Here is a 16351-nt window from a genome sequence, read left to right on the forward strand (position 1 = left end):
ATTCCCCATTCCCTATTCCCCACTCCCCCATTCCCTAATATTTATGATTCGCCGCCGTTCTACTCCTTGGATTCATAAATGGTCACGTCCATTGATTGCCGCGATCGCTGGATGTGGTGTCCTGATAACAGGTTATCTCACCATAGAAAAGTTAACAGGAGGCAGTGCAGCTTGTGTGGCACAGGCTGGTGTCAAAGGCTGTAATGATGTGCTTTCCAGTCCTTGGGCAACAGTTTTTGGTCAGCCATTACCCTTGTTTGGGTTTTTGGCATACACCAGTATGGTGATATTTGCTTTGGCTCCCTTGATATTAAAATCAGGGGAAAACAATAGCCGCAAACAATTGGAAAATTGGACGTGGTTGCTGCTGCTGGCCGGAGCGATCGCTATGTCTGTTTTTAGTGGCTACCTCATGTACCTGCTAGCATTCCAAATTAAAGCTATTTGTCCTTACTGTATCGGTTCAGCTTTGTTTTCCCTCAGTCTTTTGGTGCTGACAATTATCGGTCGGACTTGGGAGGATATTGGACAAATCTTTTTTACCGCCATTATCGTGGGGATGGTGACACTGATTGGCACTTTAGGCGTTTATGCTGGCGTGAATAAATCAGATGTTACAACTGGAACTCCTGGACAACCCGTAAAAATTACCTTTACTCCTGAGAAAGATCCTAACCCAGCATTCGGGTGGGAAATCACCACGACTTCTGGCGAGGCAGAAATAGCCCTAGCACAACATCTGTCTAAGATAGATGCCAAGCAATACAGTGCTTACTGGTGTCCTCACTGCCATGAACAAAAGCTGCTTTTTGGTAAAGAAGCCGAGCAGATAATCGACAAGAGTGTGAAGGTAGAATGCGCTCCTGAGGGACTGAAAGCTCAACCAGAACTATGTAAAGCCGCAAAAATTAAAGGCTTCCCCACATGGATTATCAGTGGTAAAACCTATAGCGGAACACAAAACTTAGAAGAACTAGCGCAAGTTTCTGGTTACACAGGTTCCCGTAACTTCAAGTATTTTAAGTAATTGCCTTGAGCTATTTCCGACAGCAGCCCCACGCTGCCCCGAAGAGCAGCGATAGTAGAGTCAATCTCGTATTGCGCGGTGTTTTCTGATTGCTGCTGGATGTAAAGGTTTAATTGAGATTGTGCGATCGCTTGAGCGTCTAGGGTCGCTAATGTCATAATAATTATCTCCATGAGTTTAGAAGAAAGGCGATCGCTAGTTTTGGACGACGAGCGATCGCCTTTTGGTTTGTCTGTATACTTATAGGATGACAGCTTCTTATTATTTTATAAATAGCTAATTAGTATCCTATCATTCTATTATCCTGTTATTATCTATGGAAATGATTTGTAAGTTGCCTCAACTAATGGAGCAAAAAGCATAAATCAAAAGCAGTTAGCTGAACAGACAGGATTAAGCCCTACTACTGTTAGCAAGCTTTACCGAAATCAACTAGACAGATTTGACAAAAAGACTGTTACCAAGCTGTGCGAGTACTTTGGTTGCAAAAGCCTCAACGAATTACTTGAAATTGTCACCAACTAAAGCTTTTGAGGCGGCGTAGTATGCCACTTTCAGAAAACACAGAGCCATAAATCAAATATATATAGAAAATCAGAATGCAAAAAGCGTTTAAAGTTACAAGGAAAAATCTCAGTGAATATAAATTCGAGATATATAATGGTCAGCAAGTCCATCTTAACTGGATGAATTATAATCAGCAAATTCAACAAAACTTGAGAAAAGAAGTAGCTCGAAAACTAAAACAGCAACAGACTATGTTTTAGCCTTTAGTAGCTTTTAACTACTAGGTAATGGGAATGAATCAGCAGCTAGGCAAGCGTTTTGTGAAGTTAGTCTTTGGATTGAAACAATCGCTTAGTCGAGGACACAGGGAATTAATTACTGCTGCCAGCATTACAGTCTGCGTCCTGCTTTTACACTCTATCGGATTATTACAATCCTTAGAGTTGGCAGCTTTAGATCAATTTTTCCGCTTACGTCCAGATGAACGCATAGAAAATCGTATTACTATTGTAGTAATTGATGAAGCCTATTTAGACGAAGTAGGTTTGTGGCCGATTCCAGATCAGAAGATTGCCCAGTTGTTGCAAAAATTAAACGTTCACAAACCTCGTGCTATTGGCTTAGATATCTACCGAAATTTGCCAGTAAAGCCGGGAAATGAGGAACTGCGTAATGCTTATAAGTCAATACCAAACTTAATTGGTATTGAACTATTGGCAAATGACAAAAATAAAAACATTAATGTTTTACCTCCACCGGATCTTAATAGCGACCAAGTGGGCTTTAACAACGTGTTGTATGACCCTGATGGTAAAGTACGTCGCAGTTTGTTGTATTGGCACGTTAATAATCAAGCACGCGAAAGTTTTGCCTTAAAGTTGGCTTTATTGTATTTGACATCAGAGAACATTACTCCCACCAAAGCAAAAAGCAACCCTAAATATTTGCAATTGGGTAAGGCAACATTCGCTCGTTTTGAGGCTAATGATGGTGCTTATGTGGGAGCTGATGCTAGAGGCTACCAAATTTTGTCCAATTTCCCTAAACCCAGATGTCAAAATTCATCTGTAGAATTCTGTAGTTTTTGCCAGGTATCGATGAGAGATGTACTGGCAGATAAAGTGAAAGAAAACTTAATCAAAGATCGGATTATACTCATTGGCTCCACTGCACCGAGTCTCCAGGATTTTGTATTCATTCCCTACTCCACCAGTTTGCTGGGTATGGCAAAGCCTGTACCTGGTATTCAACTGCAAGCTTATTTTATTAGTGAGTTAATCTCAGCTGCTCTTAGTGGACGACCCTTACTAAAAGTCTGGCCTGACTTAGTGGAATACTTGTGGATTTTTGTCTGGTCTTATGTGGGAGCCGTTACTACATGGCGAATCCGCCACGCAACGAGAAGTTTGTTCAGTATCCTAATTTCTTGCATTGTATTGATCCTCAGTACCTACTTTGCTTTTTTGTCCGGTTGGTGGATACCGATCATTCCCTCATTGTTTACCTTTGGCAGTTCAGCTATTTGGACGATCAGTCATATTGCCCATATACAGGAAGAGTGGAAACGTTCCAAAGAGTTTTTGCATCACGTAATCAACACGATTCCTGATCCCATTTTTGTGAAAAATGAACAACACCAGTGGATTGTTTTAAATGAGGCATATTGTCGATTCATCGGCTATTCAAATAACTTGTTAATTGAAAAGTCAGATTATGACTTTTTCCCTAAACATGAAGCCGATGTATTTCGACAACAGGATGAGCTGGTTTTTCGGACTCAGCAACCCCAGGAACACGAAGAAGAATTTACAAGTGCAGATGGTCAAACTCATCAAATTGCCACTAAGCGATCGCTCCACAAAGACTCAGCTGGCAATTTCTTTTTAGTTGGGGTCATCCGAGATATTACTCAGCGCAAGCTCACGGAGGAACGGCTCAAACGTACTGCTGCTGAATTATTCCGTTCTAATAATGAATTGAAACTCAAAGAAGACCACTTGCGTTATTTAGCATATCACGATACCCTCACCGGTCTATCGAATCGCAAATTTTTTGCCGAACAACTTTACGAGTCGTTACTTTGGGCGCAACGCCACAACTTGCTGCTAGGACTGCTGTTTATTGATCTAGATGGCTTTAAGCAAATCAATGATACTCTGGGTCACGAGACGGGCGATCGCTTGCTGATGGCGATCGCTGAGCGACTCAGCAATTCTGTAGGCACTGGTGATACAGTTTCTCGTTTGGGTGGCGATGAATTTACTGTGATTTTACAGGCAATTCCTAATGTCCAAATAGCAGCTAAAGTTGCTGAAAGAATTTTAAACAACATTACCAAGCCAATTGTTTTGGACGGGAATGCAATCCGAGTTTCCGCCAGTATTGGCATTAGTATCTACCCATACAACAGTCAAGACAGTGAAACTTTGATAAAACAAGCAGATGCAGCAATGTACCGTGCCAAACATCTGGGTAAAAATCGCTACGAATTTGCTTAGTTAGTCAAGAGTCAAGCCTCCAGACTATTCTCAAAATATCTGAGAATGAAACTAAACCTGCGGAATGTCGGTTATGTGTTTTCGCTGTGACGAGATTATCAACATAGAAAAACTTAAGTGTTATTTGATAGATTTTGGGGCTTTACTATTAACTAATTCTGATGTTTATACTTAGAAAACTAAGATATTTTTAATAAGCAGTGATTTAGACAAATTGCTCACGGTACTTCATCAACATATCTAACTTTAGACTGATGCAAAAACACCTATTTAAGAATATTTCTTAAGTATCAAGACTATTTAATACCACAATTATTTGTTCACTACAGCAAAAATTTCATAAAGTTGGGGTCTTTTTACAATAAAGCAGGTAAATATACGGTAACTATTAAAAACTACGACTTAAAATAAAAAATTAGTAAATTTACTGAAAACTATGAAAACTAACTTGAGAATCACAAACTTTATAATATTATTCATAGTCGGTTGCATCCTAATACCGAAAATTGCTGCTTACACAGGTATCTTCAGCACTGCGAGCGCTAATAGCAGCAATGCCTTAATCGCTTGCAAAGTTAATTCTCAGGATTTAAAAGACACGTATATCCCACCAAATTATGGTGGTCCTGACAGTCAGCATGGTAGCGGTAGTCGCTGATGGCAATTTCGGATTTTAGAAAGGATTAAAAGCCTTTATTTAGAAGCCTATTTCAGAAAGTTCAATCAAGACAATAGTGGAGATTTCCACCAATGATGTGTTTGTACAAGTGTGTGGACTTGCCAATTTGGGTCTGGTTGAGGATAATCTAATCGATAGTGTCCGCCTCGGCTTTCGGTTCTAAAAGCAGCACTTTTGAGAATTAAATCAGCTACATCTAATAAATTACGAGTTTCTGCCCAAAGTCGCAATTGCCGTTCAACATCTGGTAGGTCAAAATTAGCTGGTTCTGCTGGACGTAAAGCAAGTAAGAATTGACTTAAAGGCAAAGTAGCGAAATCTTGCTGCCAAGATTCAACAGTAGCGATCGCAGTTTCCAATCCTGATTGTTCCCGACAAATACCAGCACTTTCCCACACTAGACGCGGTAACTTTTCCCTCAGTGCTTCTAGCTGTGCTTGCTGAATGTGCCACTCCCTAGCATCAGCACTAAATTTCCGCAATGGTAGCACTGGTGTTTCTGACGGCAGCCCAATATTTTCCAACTTAATATTAGCCATTTGTGCTCCAAACACAATACATTCCAGCAGGGAATTACTGGCAAGGCGATTTGCTCCGTGCACGCCAGTACTAGCAGTTTCACCCACCGCGTACAAACCGGGGATATTCGTGCGATTCATCAAATCTGCGACAATTCCACCCATCCAGTAATGGGCGGCTGGCGCTACAGGAATTGGTTCATGGAAGACATCAACGCCCCAATGCTGACAAACTTTGATGATGTTGGGAAAGCGGTGACGAATCTTGTCGGCGGGAATAGGGCGCATATCCAACCATACATGGGCAGTCGCTAGATCGAGGGCAGTACGTTGTAAATGGCTGAAGATGGCTCTACTGACCACATCCCTGGGTGCAAGTTCACCGGCAGGGTGATAGTCAAAAACAAAACGTTCCCCTTCGTTATCGACAAGGTGTGCCCCTTCGCCGCGTACAGCTTCGCTAATGAGGAAGTGATCAGCACCAGGTTTGGTAAGAGCAGTGGGGTGAAATTGGACAAATTCTAAATCGCGGAGAATAGCCCCAGCACGAGCTGCGATCGCTACCCCATCACCTGTACTTACTGCTGGGTTAGTGGTTTGAGCAAATATCTGACCGCCGCCACCGGTTGCCAATATTACAGCACCAGCTTTTACCCATGTGATTTCACCTTGATAAAACAGACTAATTCCCTGACAGCGATTGCTTTGGGGTTCAATCCACAAACTTAAAGCCAAAGCTTGCTGAATGACTTGAATATTCTGGCGGCGTAATACTTGGGCGGTGAGGGTGGTTGTAACTTCCCTACCTGTGGTGTCGGCGGCGTGGAGAACCCGGTTGCGAGAATGGGCGGCTTCTAAAGTTAAAGCCAAAGTTTGACCATGACGGTCAAAAGCAACCCCCAAGTTAATTAGGGATTGAATGCAGTTAGGGGCAAGTTGGGCGAGAAATTCTACAGCAGTGCGATCGCATAAACCCGCACCTGCCCGGATCGTATCTTCAATGTGCAGCGTGGGAGAATCTTCCGGGGCAACTGCTGCGGCAATGCCACCTTGCGCCCAATCACTGGCGGACAAAGTAACGGTTTCTTTAGTAATCAAGCCGACTCGCAACGACTCTGGTAGACACAGCGCTGTGTATAGTCCAGCAGCACCAGCGCCGACTACTAAGACATCAAATTGGCTAGGAATATCTATCTGGGGCAAGGTAGTGAGAAGTTAGGAGTGAGAAGTTAGGAGTGAGAAGTTAGGAGTGAGAAGTTAGGAGTGAGGAGTTAGGAGTGAGGAGTGAGGAGTTAGGAGTTAGGAGTGAGGAGTTAGGAGTGAGAAGTTAGGAGTGAGAAGTTAGGAGTGAGAAGTTAGGGGTGAGAAGTTAGGAATTTTGAATTTTTAACTCATAACTCCTAACTCCTAATTCATAATCGTGTCCCACTCCCTAGAATCAGGAGTGGGCTGCTATTTGCTACATTTGCAAAGGCAGTTATCTGTAGATGCCGTTGTTAAAACGATCGTCTCCCTCGTTGAAGGCAGGCTCTAGTTCTGTCACGGTAAATTTATCGAAGTTGGCTTGCAGGGTTTCTTTTTGGCGATCGCTCAATCCTGGAAGATCCAATACATCCTCTACTTTTTTGTAGGGAGCATTCGTGATAATTTTCTTGGCCAGGGTGGGATAAAGCCCTGGATACTGTTGAAAAGCTCGGACGTTGGTATTATTCAAATCAATTTTTTTACCGAATTCCGTTCCTAGTTTAGCGTCTGCCCGATTCTGCCGCTCAATTGCCAGAACTGGGACTTGAGGAAAAGCAAAACTGTTGAAACTAGCAGCTTGGGCTATCTGAGTTGTTCCCAACCATCCCCAGCAACTAAGTAACAAACTAAACACTGTTAATAAACGCGCCAATCCTTTCACGATTTTTCTACCTCTTTCCATCAAACAGAAATAAAAGTTTTAAGCTAACAGCCGTCAGCAGTCATCAGAAACTAATATACAGCGTATTAATATCCACAATATTTACCGTTACTGGGTTTGACTGTACTTTTGCAAAAAATTTTCATAGTGGTAAGAGTGCTTGCATAGCTGCAATAGCGTTGCATCCATGATCCTGGTAGCATTCCCAGCTAGACGAAATCTTTTCGGGGTGGCTGATTCTACCTCCCAACCAGACACGAAACTGTGCGATGTCTAATACCGAAAACCCCACCAAAAAAGACTTGATGCTGATGGACGGTTATGTAATATTTCTTAACTAATTAATCATCTACAACATCATTCTTGATGTGCTGTTGGCGCATCCTCTCGTAGAGAAGTGCTGCCTCCTTCACGCAGCGATCGCAGCTAACAAAAATAGGCTGTCTACCAAAATGGTGCTTAAAACTGCGCCACCAAAGGCATACCAGTGTCTTTGCTTTCTAGCTAAAGGTAAACTCCCCACTGTTAACAGCAGGAAGGCGAGAATTATTGCCCAAGTTTGTCCCCAAGGTGTTTGTACTTGCGTTAAGGCATTTTGTAATATTTGCGGTGCTATATCAGCCTCTACTCTCATGATTTGCCGCCAATAGGGCATTAATTCTGCTATATAAAAATATACATCTGTTAAAACTGTACCGAGTAAAGAACCTAAATAAAACCAGCTACCCACCTTGCCCCAATTCTTCGCCAAACACCAGCAGGCAAAGGGTAATCCTATAGACTCCATTGGTAGATGCCATACAGGTTCCCAACGTAACCAGCCCCAGTAAATCGCTCCTGCTAACCAACTCCAGCTAAACCCTAAGAGCAAATCTCCCCATACATAAGTTGCAGGATGTGACATTAACCTAAAACTTAGCCACACCCAAAATCCTGTCAGCGCTAAACTCAGACTTGGTAGCGATCGCACTATTGGCGCTTCGATAAAGACTGGCACTGTTACCAAAAACACCGCCGCCGCAAACACTAACCAAGTTTGTCGAGAAGATATAGATAAAGGTAGAGAGGGAGATAAGGAGAGTGTAGACTCTAATTCCTTAATACTTCTTTGCTCAGTGTCAGTTGGATGCAACTCCGTATCAATAGAAGGGGTAGAAGTGGTGTAGGAGGACAATGTATTATTAATCAAAGTTTTTAATATTTGTTACTAAACTTTATCTTATTTAAGATATCACATTTTTGAATCCCCCCCTGGGGCATTGTAATTATACTGAAATTTCGGGAGCGATCGCCCAAACCAATCCATTAAAGTTGCACTATGTACAGAACTTTCATGTAGTACTTTGTAAGCTAAAGACTACAGAGGAGCGAGGGGTAAATTTAACGGTTAAAAAGTGAACTGGCATCAGTCCGCTAAATATTAAAGTTTGATAAATTGGCGAAATTGCGTTGACTTATTGAAGTGGGTGTAAGAACATAGTCAGCGTCTTCGATAGTGTTGTTGATCAGTAAAATTGAATTTTCTCCAAGATTGGGTGCAGTGGAAAGTATATAAAGCAACATCATCAGCTAAACAATATGATCTCTAGAAAAAGGTATTAATTAGATATGGAGTTTATTCAAGCTTTTATTTTGGGTATTGTTCAAGGTATTACAGAGTTTTTGCCAATTAGCAGCACTGCACATCTTTTGATTGTGACAAAGATATTTGGTTGGAAAGAACTAGGTTCTAAAGATTTTGTTGATGCAATTCAATTTGGTAGTGTTATAGCAATTTTGGGGTATTTTTGGTCACTGATTTACAGTATTGTCAAGGGTGGAATCGAAGCACTAAAACATAGAGACTGGCAACGTGAAGAGTGGAAGATTCTTGTTGGTATTTTAGTAGGAACAATACCTGCCTTAATTTTCGGCTATCTTTTGAAAGATATTCTACCGGAGAGCGCATTAATTATTGCCATCATGTCAATCATCATGGCACTTTTACTAGCTTTGGCAGAAAAAATTGGCACTCGCAAACGAGGTTATGATTCATTAGAGATTCGAGATGGTATTTTAGTTGGATTGGCACAAACACTTGCTTTGATTCCGGGCGTTTCTCGTTCTGGCTCGACGTTGACGACTGCCTTATTTTTAGGACTAGAACGCGACATAGCAGCGAAATTCTCATTTTTGTTAGGATTTCCAACTCTTACCATTGCTACGCTGTATAAAAGTTTGAAAATATTCAAATTATTTCAAGCTCAAGAATTGCCAGATAACATTGTTGGACTATTAATTGTAGGGATTATTTCAACCTTTATTTTTTCCTACCTATCAATTGCATTCTTAATCAAATACTTAGCAACCAGAAACACTTTGGTTTTTGTTTGGTATAGATTAGCATTTGGCAGTGCCATCTTATTGGCGATCGCAGCAGGTTGGAAAGGATAATTCCATAATAGTTAATAATTCTTTGTCATTTATCATTTGTCCTTTATCCAATACCCAATGCCCCATTCCCAATGACTATTCATCCTGCCCGAATTACCAGAGTATTACCTGATTCTATAGCCGCAGAGATTGGCTTTGAGTCTGGGGATGCGATCGTTGCAATCAATGGTACTCATCCCCGCGATTTAATTGATTATCAATTTTTGTGTGCTGATGAAGTCTTGCAACTAGAAGTTTTAGACGCTGCGGGTAAAACTCACAGCTTGGAAATCGAAAAAGATTACGATCAAGACTTGGGGTTAGAATTTGAAACTGCTTTATTTGATAGTTTAATTCAATGCAATAATCGCTGCCCATTCTGCTTTATCGACCAACAACCACCAGGTAAGCGCACCAGCTTGTACTTGAAAGACGACGATTACCGTCTGAGCTTTTTGTATGGCTCTTATCTTACCCTGACCAATTTGTCAGAAAGAGAATGGCAGCGAATCGAGCAAATGCGCTTGTCTCCGTTGTATGTTTCTGTTCATGCTACGGAAGCTGAAGTAAGAATTAGACTGCTAAAAAACCCGCGTGCGGGACAAATCTTGCAACAACTCAAATGGTTTCAAGAAAGGCGACTACAAATTCATGCTCAAGTAGTTGTTTGTCCTGGTATAAATGATGGCAAACATCTGGAACAAACCCTCAAAGATTTAGCGTCTTTTCATACTGGTGAAGTGCCCACGGTGGCATCGGTGGCAGTTGTGCCAGTTGGATTGACACGGTTTCGCCCTTCAGAAGACGAACTCATACCCGTAACTCAGGAAAAAGCCCTAGAAGTGATTTCCCAAATGCAAATGCTCTCGCGGCAATTTCGCCAACAATTCGGTTCCAGCGTTGTTTGGTTAGCCGATGAGTGGTTTTTGATTGCAGGTGAGGAATTACCCAGCGAATCTGACTATGAAGAATATCCGCAAATTGATAACGGTGTTGGTTCCATTCAATTATTTATCAAGCAATTTGCCGCCGCCGCAACAGAATTATTACCACCAAAAGTCTATCCACAGAGGAAATTAACTTGGGTAGTGGGCAACGCAGTTAAAAAGGCATTTCAACCTATCTTAAAACGGTTGAATTCTGTTGAAGGTTTAGAAGTAAATATGCAAGCTCTATGTAGTGATTATTGGGGACAGAGTATCACTGTCACGGGATTACTAACTGGTCATGATTTATTGTTGAACCTACAAGGGCAAGATTTAGGAGAAGGGATTTTACTGCCAAATGTAATGCTCAAACATGGGGAATTGGTATTTTTAGATGATATGAGTGTTGAAGAACTAGCTTGCAAATTAAAGACAAAAATTTTACCAGTGGCAGGAGTTGAAGATTTAATTAATACCTGTATTATTTAAGCTACTTTTGTTAACTCTTTAAATCTGAACAAATCCCTGAAGGTTTATTTGCAATAGTTGAGTCAAGATAATTATTAATTATTCGTTCAAATGGAATTAAATTCACGATGCAAGAATCGACAACTTATGTGTAATCGCCTGTGAGAATTTAAGTATCGATCTTGGCATTTTTTAATGGTTTTGATAGGCTAGGATGAAAGTAATTCACTAAGTATATTGCCAAGAAGACTATGATGTACTAATGAATTATGACTAATAACTCAATTAATTAATAATTAAGTAAGGAGTCAGTGGTGAAGCATCAGAAAAAACCAAAAGATATAAGTTTAAAAATTAAAGAAACTAGAAGATTATTTATTTTAAGTTTTGAAATTGCAATTTTAAATTTTTTTAGTATTTTGCCAGTAACGGCGGCGACTGAAGAACCTGTTTTGAGCGTAGTCCATAGTCAAGAAAATGCAAATCAATGGACAGGGATAAGCGATCGCTTACAAACAATTGGGGTGAAATATTGTGTAATTCCCCTGACTAATGTCAAGAGTGCGGCAGATTGGGGCGATCGCCGGATATTATTTTTGCCAAATGTCGAGACATTAACGCCAACTCAAGCGATCACTCTAGAAGAATGGATGAGTAAGGGAGGGCGTTTGATTGCTAGTGGGCCTGTAGGTAGTCTATCAGCGCCGGGAGTGCGTCAGTTATTGCGATCGCTCTTGGGAGGTTATTGGGGATTCAGCCTCAGTGACACAGAACAGATCAAACCGGCAACAACCAAGATCCCAAAATGGGCAAATCAAACTGAACTTTTTGGCAAAGTGCGCGGCGGCGTTGTGATTCCTAATGATATGGGTACTCAATCTCCTGCTGTTTGGAATTCCAAAGATAATCCCGCCGCAGTAGTGACAACTGAGCGCTCTACCTTTTTGGGCTGGCGCTGGGGAACAGATACAGCAACAGCCGCCGAGTTAGATAATGCCTGGTTAAAAGCTGCTGTCAATCACTATTTGACAGCGCCACCGCCATCAAGTCGCATGAAAAAAGTAGCAGGAGGTTCTCAAAACTGTTCTACGACGGTGGCGGCTGCGCCGAGGGTGCAGGGGAGCAGGGGAGCAGGGGGAGAGAGGGGTAATTCATCTCCCTCATCTTCTATTCCTGTCAAAACTGTCACTGCTCCGCAATCTAGACCGCTTCCTATAGTCAAACCGCCCAGTTCTCAGGAGGCTATTGACCAGTTGGAAGAAGCTGTGCGTCTTGATGTTGCAGCCAACTCCAATGTACCGATTGACAACAACGAAGCGATCGCCCTCCAGCAAGAGCTAGCAAATCTGATTGGGCGGGTGGAAAGCGCCCATTTAGCGGTGTTAGCAGATGCAGCTAATGAAGGCGTTGCGACATCTGAGGACAAGGAAATCTCTAGCACCGACACCCCCCAATCTGTCAAGAAGCAGCCGACACAATTGGCCTCAACCAAATTGCGGGGGCTAGTCATAAGTAAAGACCAAGCCTTGGCACAGGTAAGAGTAATTGCCAAAAACTTACCCCAATTGATTGCACAAAAAAACTACGCTCTGGCTCGTCAGCAGTGGCTCGTAGCTAAGACGACTTTGTGGCAGCAGTTTCCTGTTGATCAGAAGTTGGCTCAACCAGAAATTCGGGCAGTTTGGTTAGATCGGGGGACGATTGTTCGTGCTGGTAGCAAGGCGGGACTAGCCCAGATTTTTGACCGTCTAGCCCAAACTGGGATTAATACTGTCTTTTTTGAAACTGTTAATGCTGGCTATACCATTTATCCGAGCCAAGTCGCAAAAGAGCAAAACCCATTAATTCGTGGGTGGAACCCACTGGAAGAGGCAGTGAAATTAGCCCATGAGCGAGACATGGAATTACACGCTTGGGTTTGGACATTTGCTGCTGGCAACCAAGGTCACAATGAGATTCTCAACGTTAATCCTAATTATCCAGGGCCAGTGCTGGCAGCTCATCCCGATTGGGCAAACTACGATAACCTTGGCAACATGATTCCCCTTGGCCAAACTAAGCCATTCTTCGACCCAGCCAACCCCGAAGTGCGGCAGTACTTGCTCAAGCTGTATGAGGAAATTGTCACCCGTTATGATGTAGATGGTGTACACTTAGACTACATTCGCTACCCCTTCCAAGACCCGTTAGCAGATCGAACCTACGGCTACGGTAAAGCTGCAAGAGCGCAGTTTCAGCAACTTACTGGTGTAGATCCGATAAGTATTTCTCCTAGCCAACCAGAACTCTGGCAAAAATGGACGACATTTCGGACTGAGCAAGTTGATAGTTTTGTCGCCCAAGCATCACAGCAGTTGCGAAAAAAGCGACCTAATTTGATTTTGTCGGTTGCAGTATTTCCTCTACCGCAACAAGAGCGAATTCAGAAAATTCAACAAAACTGGGAAATTTGGGCAAGGCGGGGGGATGTAGATTTAATTGTTCCTATGACTTATGCTCTAGATACTTCTCGCTTCCAACGACTAGCCCAACCCTGGATCGCCTCTAAACAATTGGGAGCTACCTTGTTGGTGCCGGGAATTCGCTTACTTTCTTTGCCAACAGTTGGGACATTCGATCAACTCCAGTTGGTAAGGGACTTGCCAGTTAGTGGTTATGCACTTTTTGCCGCCGAGAATTTTAACAATGAGCTACAAAAACTTTTTAGTAGTACCCAAGGTAGGGTTCAATCCCCAACACCGACTACAAGTGAACCTATTCCTCATCGCCAGCCTTTTCAAACTGCCGCCATCCGTTACACTGCGCTGCAACGTGAATGGAAGTTTGTTTTGCAAAATCAGCAACTACAAAGGACTCCTGAAAAAATTTCAGATTTTAACAACCAGGCAGAAGTTTTACGCAGTGCTTTAAATCAGTTAGCCACCTCGCCTTCTGACAGTAAATTAATAGTGGCGATCGCCTCTTTAAGTAGGTTCCAGTCTCAATTTCGGGTATTGATGAGCCAAGAGCTTAAGTCGAATTCCTATCAAGTCAAAGTTTGGGAAAATCGGCTTGTAACTATAGAAAGGTTATTGCGTTACGGCGAACGGCGAGTGCAGTTGCTTCCTCAGTGAAGAGGTAGAGGACAGAGGGGCAGAATATTAACTTATATGGTTTGTAAACTAAAAAACTGCACCTCACTAGCTTGCTATCCGCCGTATAAACTGCTTTATATTTCTTAATACGATTTTTCCCATGCTTATACTCCATATATAGGACTTACGCATTGACAGGAAAAACCAAATATGGGTTATAGATTTCAGTCATTAAACCTTGGTTTTTCGATACTTTTTAGGCGATGCCTGCGGCGGGCTACGCCTACGCTATTTATCAAAGGATGATTGATCACAGCCGGAAACGACGTAATTTCATTGATGCACAAAATGATAAATTTGTACAGTGAGTAAGTCCTAATATATTATTAATTATTTAGCGCCAAAATATTAGAAAATACTTAGATAAACCGCTTTAGATAACTATTGTTTGATAATACCTATTTGTTTGGGCTAACCCCTGGGCGATCGCTAGTATTGATTCCTTTGGGGTAAAACATCGGATATTCATGTAGGGACAATTACCGGAATACAAATGGTTACTAGCACGCTATAGTACGTAAAGACACGACACGTAAACACGCTCCTCTCATAGGAGTTTCTGTGAATCTTACCTCTCGTGTGCAGGCGGAAGTAGCATTGCGTCAACGTCAAAGGCGATTTCGCGCTATCTTCAACGGCATCTTTCAGTTTACCGAGTCGCTGACAACTAAGCGTTCTTAGCTAGAGGGACTGACAAAACCTATTGCTGCCATCTAAATACGTGCTTTATGATTATGCGATCGCCAAGGGAAAATTTTAAATCGGCTTGGTAGAAATACTGGCATTGGCGATCGCGTAGCAGCATAAATTGCCCGGCGCGAGAGTGACAGACGGTATCCAACCACAGCGACAATAAGGTGCAATATTTGTCACAGATACATTGGAATTTGGTACAAAATTTACTGACATTGCGCCATTAAATAATGGCATATAAATTGAGGTAAATTATGCCCAGAATTTTAATAATAGAAGATGAAGAATCAGTCCGTGAAAACATTTTAGATTTGCTAGAAGCGGAAGATTTTGAACCTATTGCTGCGGCTAATGGCAAAATCGGTATACATTTAGCCATCTCCGAAGTTCCCGATTTAATCTTGTGTGACATGATGATGCCAGAAATTGATGGTTATGGTGTGCTAACAGCATTACACCAAGATCCATTGACGGCAACAATTCCCTTCATTTTTCTAACTGCAAAATCTGCCAAATCTGACTTTCGTCAAGGTATGGATATGGGTGCAGATGATTATATAACTAAACCATTCACTCGATCTGAGTTATTGAGTGCCATAATTAACAGGTTGGAAAAACACGCTACTTTGAAAAGATACTTGTCTCCTCGGACTGCAATTAACAACTTGTCTCCAAAAACGCAGTTGTTAGAAATTAGCTTATACCGGGCTATCAAACAACAAAATTTTCAAGAATTTGAAATTTATTATCAACCAATAGTCGATATTGCTTCTGGTAAAATAGTAGCTGCTGAAAGTTTATTGCGCTGGCGAAGCCCGGAAATAGGGATGATTTATCCAACAGAATTTATTCCGTTAGCAGAGTCTACAGGTTTAATTATTCCTATTGGTAAATGGGTATTCAAAAGGGTATGTCAACAAATGAAAAACTGGCGTGATGCCGGAATTGATTCCTTAATTATTACTGTCAATGTATCGGTAATTGAATTTAATCAACCAGAGTTTATTCAGAAAATAATTAATTTTATAGTTACGAATGATTTGGAACCACATTACTTAGAAATAGAACTCACTGAAAGTATGATTATGCAAGATATAAATAGTGCGATCGCTACTATGAATAAATTGCGCTCCTTGGGTGTAAAGATTGCGATCGATGATTTTGGTGCGGGCTACTCTTCATTAATTTATCTAAAAAACTTACCAATTAATACATTAAAAATCGACCGTTATTTTATCCATAATGTTGCTAGCGATCCTCAAAAAGCAGCGATTACTAAAGCATTAATTCAAATGTCTCACAATCTCAATCTAGATGTAGTTGCTGAAGGAGTAGAAACAGAAGCAGAACTGGCTTTTTTACGCCAACATGACTGTGATTATATGCAAGGGTTTCTATTTAGTTGTGCATTGCCAGCAGCAGAATTTGCAAATTTTTTGTTGACTAAGAAATGCTTATATGTGTAAATATCTGATTGATATTGGACATGGGGAGCCACGACAAGTATCCTAATTAGTCAGAGGCTTTGCCGTATTATGGGTAACATCCAGTACAAGGTGCATAATGCTTGTAAACTGGTATTC

At 41.6% G+C, this 16351-nt stretch carries 13 protein-coding genes; 8 read left to right on the top strand and 5 right to left on the bottom strand.

Features of this window, described 5'->3' with window-relative positions:
• Positions 1–43 precede the first annotated feature (43 nt).
• Positions 44–1027: a vitamin K epoxide reductase family protein gene (locus F8S12_RS32370; protein ID WP_196520395.1), complete on the top strand. Its 984-nt coding sequence runs from the start codon at positions 44–46 to the stop codon at positions 1025–1027.
• Here F8S12_RS32370 and F8S12_RS32375 read toward each other — a convergent pair.
• Positions 991–1185 (bottom strand): hypothetical protein, encoded by a 195-nt coding sequence (locus F8S12_RS32375; RefSeq protein WP_196520396.1) that lies wholly within the window; start codon positions 1183–1185, stop codon positions 991–993. The genes F8S12_RS32370 and F8S12_RS32375 overlap by 37 nt on opposite strands.
• Positions 1186–1387: 202 nt before the next feature.
• Here F8S12_RS32375 and F8S12_RS32380 point away from each other — a divergent pair, with 202 nt between their 5' ends.
• From F8S12_RS32380 to F8S12_RS32390, 3 genes are all read left to right on the top strand, one after another.
• Entirely contained in the window at positions 1388–1552 is a 165-nt protein-coding gene (locus tag F8S12_RS32380) for a helix-turn-helix domain-containing protein (RefSeq protein WP_331001470.1), read from the top strand.
• A 74-nt stretch (positions 1553–1626) separates the two neighbouring features.
• The gene (locus F8S12_RS32385) at positions 1627–1794 is read left to right on the top strand and encodes a hypothetical protein (RefSeq protein WP_196520397.1); all 168 of its coding nucleotides are present in this window, start codon (positions 1627–1629) and stop codon (positions 1792–1794) included.
• 33 nt (positions 1795–1827) lie between these two features.
• On the top strand, positions 1828–4032 hold the full coding sequence (locus F8S12_RS32390; protein ID WP_196520398.1) for a CHASE2 domain-containing protein: 2205 nt from the start codon (positions 1828–1830) through the stop codon (positions 4030–4032).
• Positions 4033–4755: 723 nt separating this feature from the next.
• On the opposite strand, the gene nadB is transcribed toward F8S12_RS32390, so the two are convergent.
• From nadB to F8S12_RS32405, 3 genes are all read right to left on the bottom strand, one after another.
• On the bottom strand, positions 4756–6432 hold the full coding sequence (gene nadB / locus F8S12_RS32395) for an L-aspartate oxidase (RefSeq protein ID WP_196520399.1): 1677 nt from the start codon (positions 6430–6432) through the stop codon (positions 4756–4758).
• 274 nt (positions 6433–6706) lie between these two features.
• A complete protein-coding gene (gene psbU, locus F8S12_RS32400; RefSeq protein ID WP_196514469.1) occupies positions 6707–7135 on the bottom strand; it encodes a photosystem II complex extrinsic protein PsbU in 429 nt (142 codons plus the stop codon).
• A gap of 409 nt (positions 7136–7544) precedes the next feature.
• The gene (locus F8S12_RS32405; RefSeq protein WP_196514470.1) at positions 7545–8324 is read right to left on the bottom strand and encodes a DUF3120 domain-containing protein; all 780 of its coding nucleotides are present in this window, start codon (positions 8322–8324) and stop codon (positions 7545–7547) included.
• Between the two features lie 419 nt (positions 8325–8743).
• Here F8S12_RS32405 and F8S12_RS32410 point away from each other — a divergent pair, with 419 nt between their 5' ends.
• The 3 genes from F8S12_RS32410 to F8S12_RS32420 all read left to right on the top strand — a co-directional run bounded on the left by F8S12_RS32410 (position 8744) and on the right by F8S12_RS32420 (position 14054).
• Positions 8744–9568 (top strand): undecaprenyl-diphosphate phosphatase, encoded by an 825-nt coding sequence (locus F8S12_RS32410; protein WP_196514471.1) that lies wholly within the window; start codon positions 8744–8746, stop codon positions 9566–9568.
• A 71-nt stretch (positions 9569–9639) separates the two neighbouring features.
• The gene (locus F8S12_RS32415) at positions 9640–10962 is read left to right on the top strand and encodes a TIGR03279 family radical SAM protein (RefSeq protein WP_196514472.1); all 1323 of its coding nucleotides are present in this window, start codon (positions 9640–9642) and stop codon (positions 10960–10962) included.
• A 290-nt stretch (positions 10963–11252) separates the two neighbouring features.
• Positions 11253–14054 (top strand): glycoside hydrolase family 10 protein, encoded by a 2802-nt coding sequence (locus tag F8S12_RS32420; protein ID WP_196514473.1) that lies wholly within the window; start codon positions 11253–11255, stop codon positions 14052–14054.
• 777 nt (positions 14055–14831) lie between these two features.
• Here F8S12_RS32420 and F8S12_RS32425 read toward each other — a convergent pair.
• Positions 14832–14984, bottom strand: coding sequence for a hypothetical protein (locus F8S12_RS32425; RefSeq protein WP_196514474.1), 153 nt, complete (start codon positions 14982–14984; stop codon positions 14832–14834).
• Positions 14985–15022: 38 nt separating this feature from the next.
• Here F8S12_RS32425 and F8S12_RS32430 point away from each other — a divergent pair, with 38 nt between their 5' ends.
• Positions 15023–16234: an EAL domain-containing response regulator gene (locus F8S12_RS32430; protein WP_196514475.1), complete on the top strand. Its 1212-nt coding sequence runs from the start codon at positions 15023–15025 to the stop codon at positions 16232–16234.
• Positions 16235–16351: the final 117 nt, after the last annotated feature.

It is taken from the genome of Nostoc sp. WHI (genome assembly GCF_015714725.1).
Lineage (GTDB): Bacteria > Cyanobacteriota > Cyanobacteriia > Cyanobacteriales > Nostocaceae > Nostoc.

Excerpts from the sequence above, each read along its gene's own strand:
- F8S12_RS32370 (WP_196520395.1), top strand. The coding sequence starts at position 44 with ATGATTCGCCGCCGTTCTACTCCTTGGATTCATAAATGGTCACGTCCA.
- F8S12_RS32375 (WP_196520396.1), bottom strand. The coding sequence starts at position 1,185 with ATGACATTAGCGACCCTAGACGCTCAAGCGATCGCACAATCTCAATTA.
- F8S12_RS32385 (WP_196520397.1), top strand. The coding sequence starts at position 1,627 with ATGCAAAAAGCGTTTAAAGTTACAAGGAAAAATCTCAGTGAATATAAA.
- F8S12_RS32390 (WP_196520398.1), top strand. The coding sequence starts at position 1,828 with ATGAATCAGCAGCTAGGCAAGCGTTTTGTGAAGTTAGTCTTTGGATTG.
- F8S12_RS32410 (WP_196514471.1), top strand. The coding sequence starts at position 8,744 with ATGGAGTTTATTCAAGCTTTTATTTTGGGTATTGTTCAAGGTATTACA.
- F8S12_RS32415 (WP_196514472.1), top strand. The coding sequence starts at position 9,640 with ATGACTATTCATCCTGCCCGAATTACCAGAGTATTACCTGATTCTATA.
- F8S12_RS32425 (WP_196514474.1), bottom strand. The coding sequence starts at position 14,984 with ATGTCAGTAAATTTTGTACCAAATTCCAATGTATCTGTGACAAATATT.
- F8S12_RS32430 (WP_196514475.1), top strand. The coding sequence starts at position 15,023 with ATGCCCAGAATTTTAATAATAGAAGATGAAGAATCAGTCCGTGAAAAC.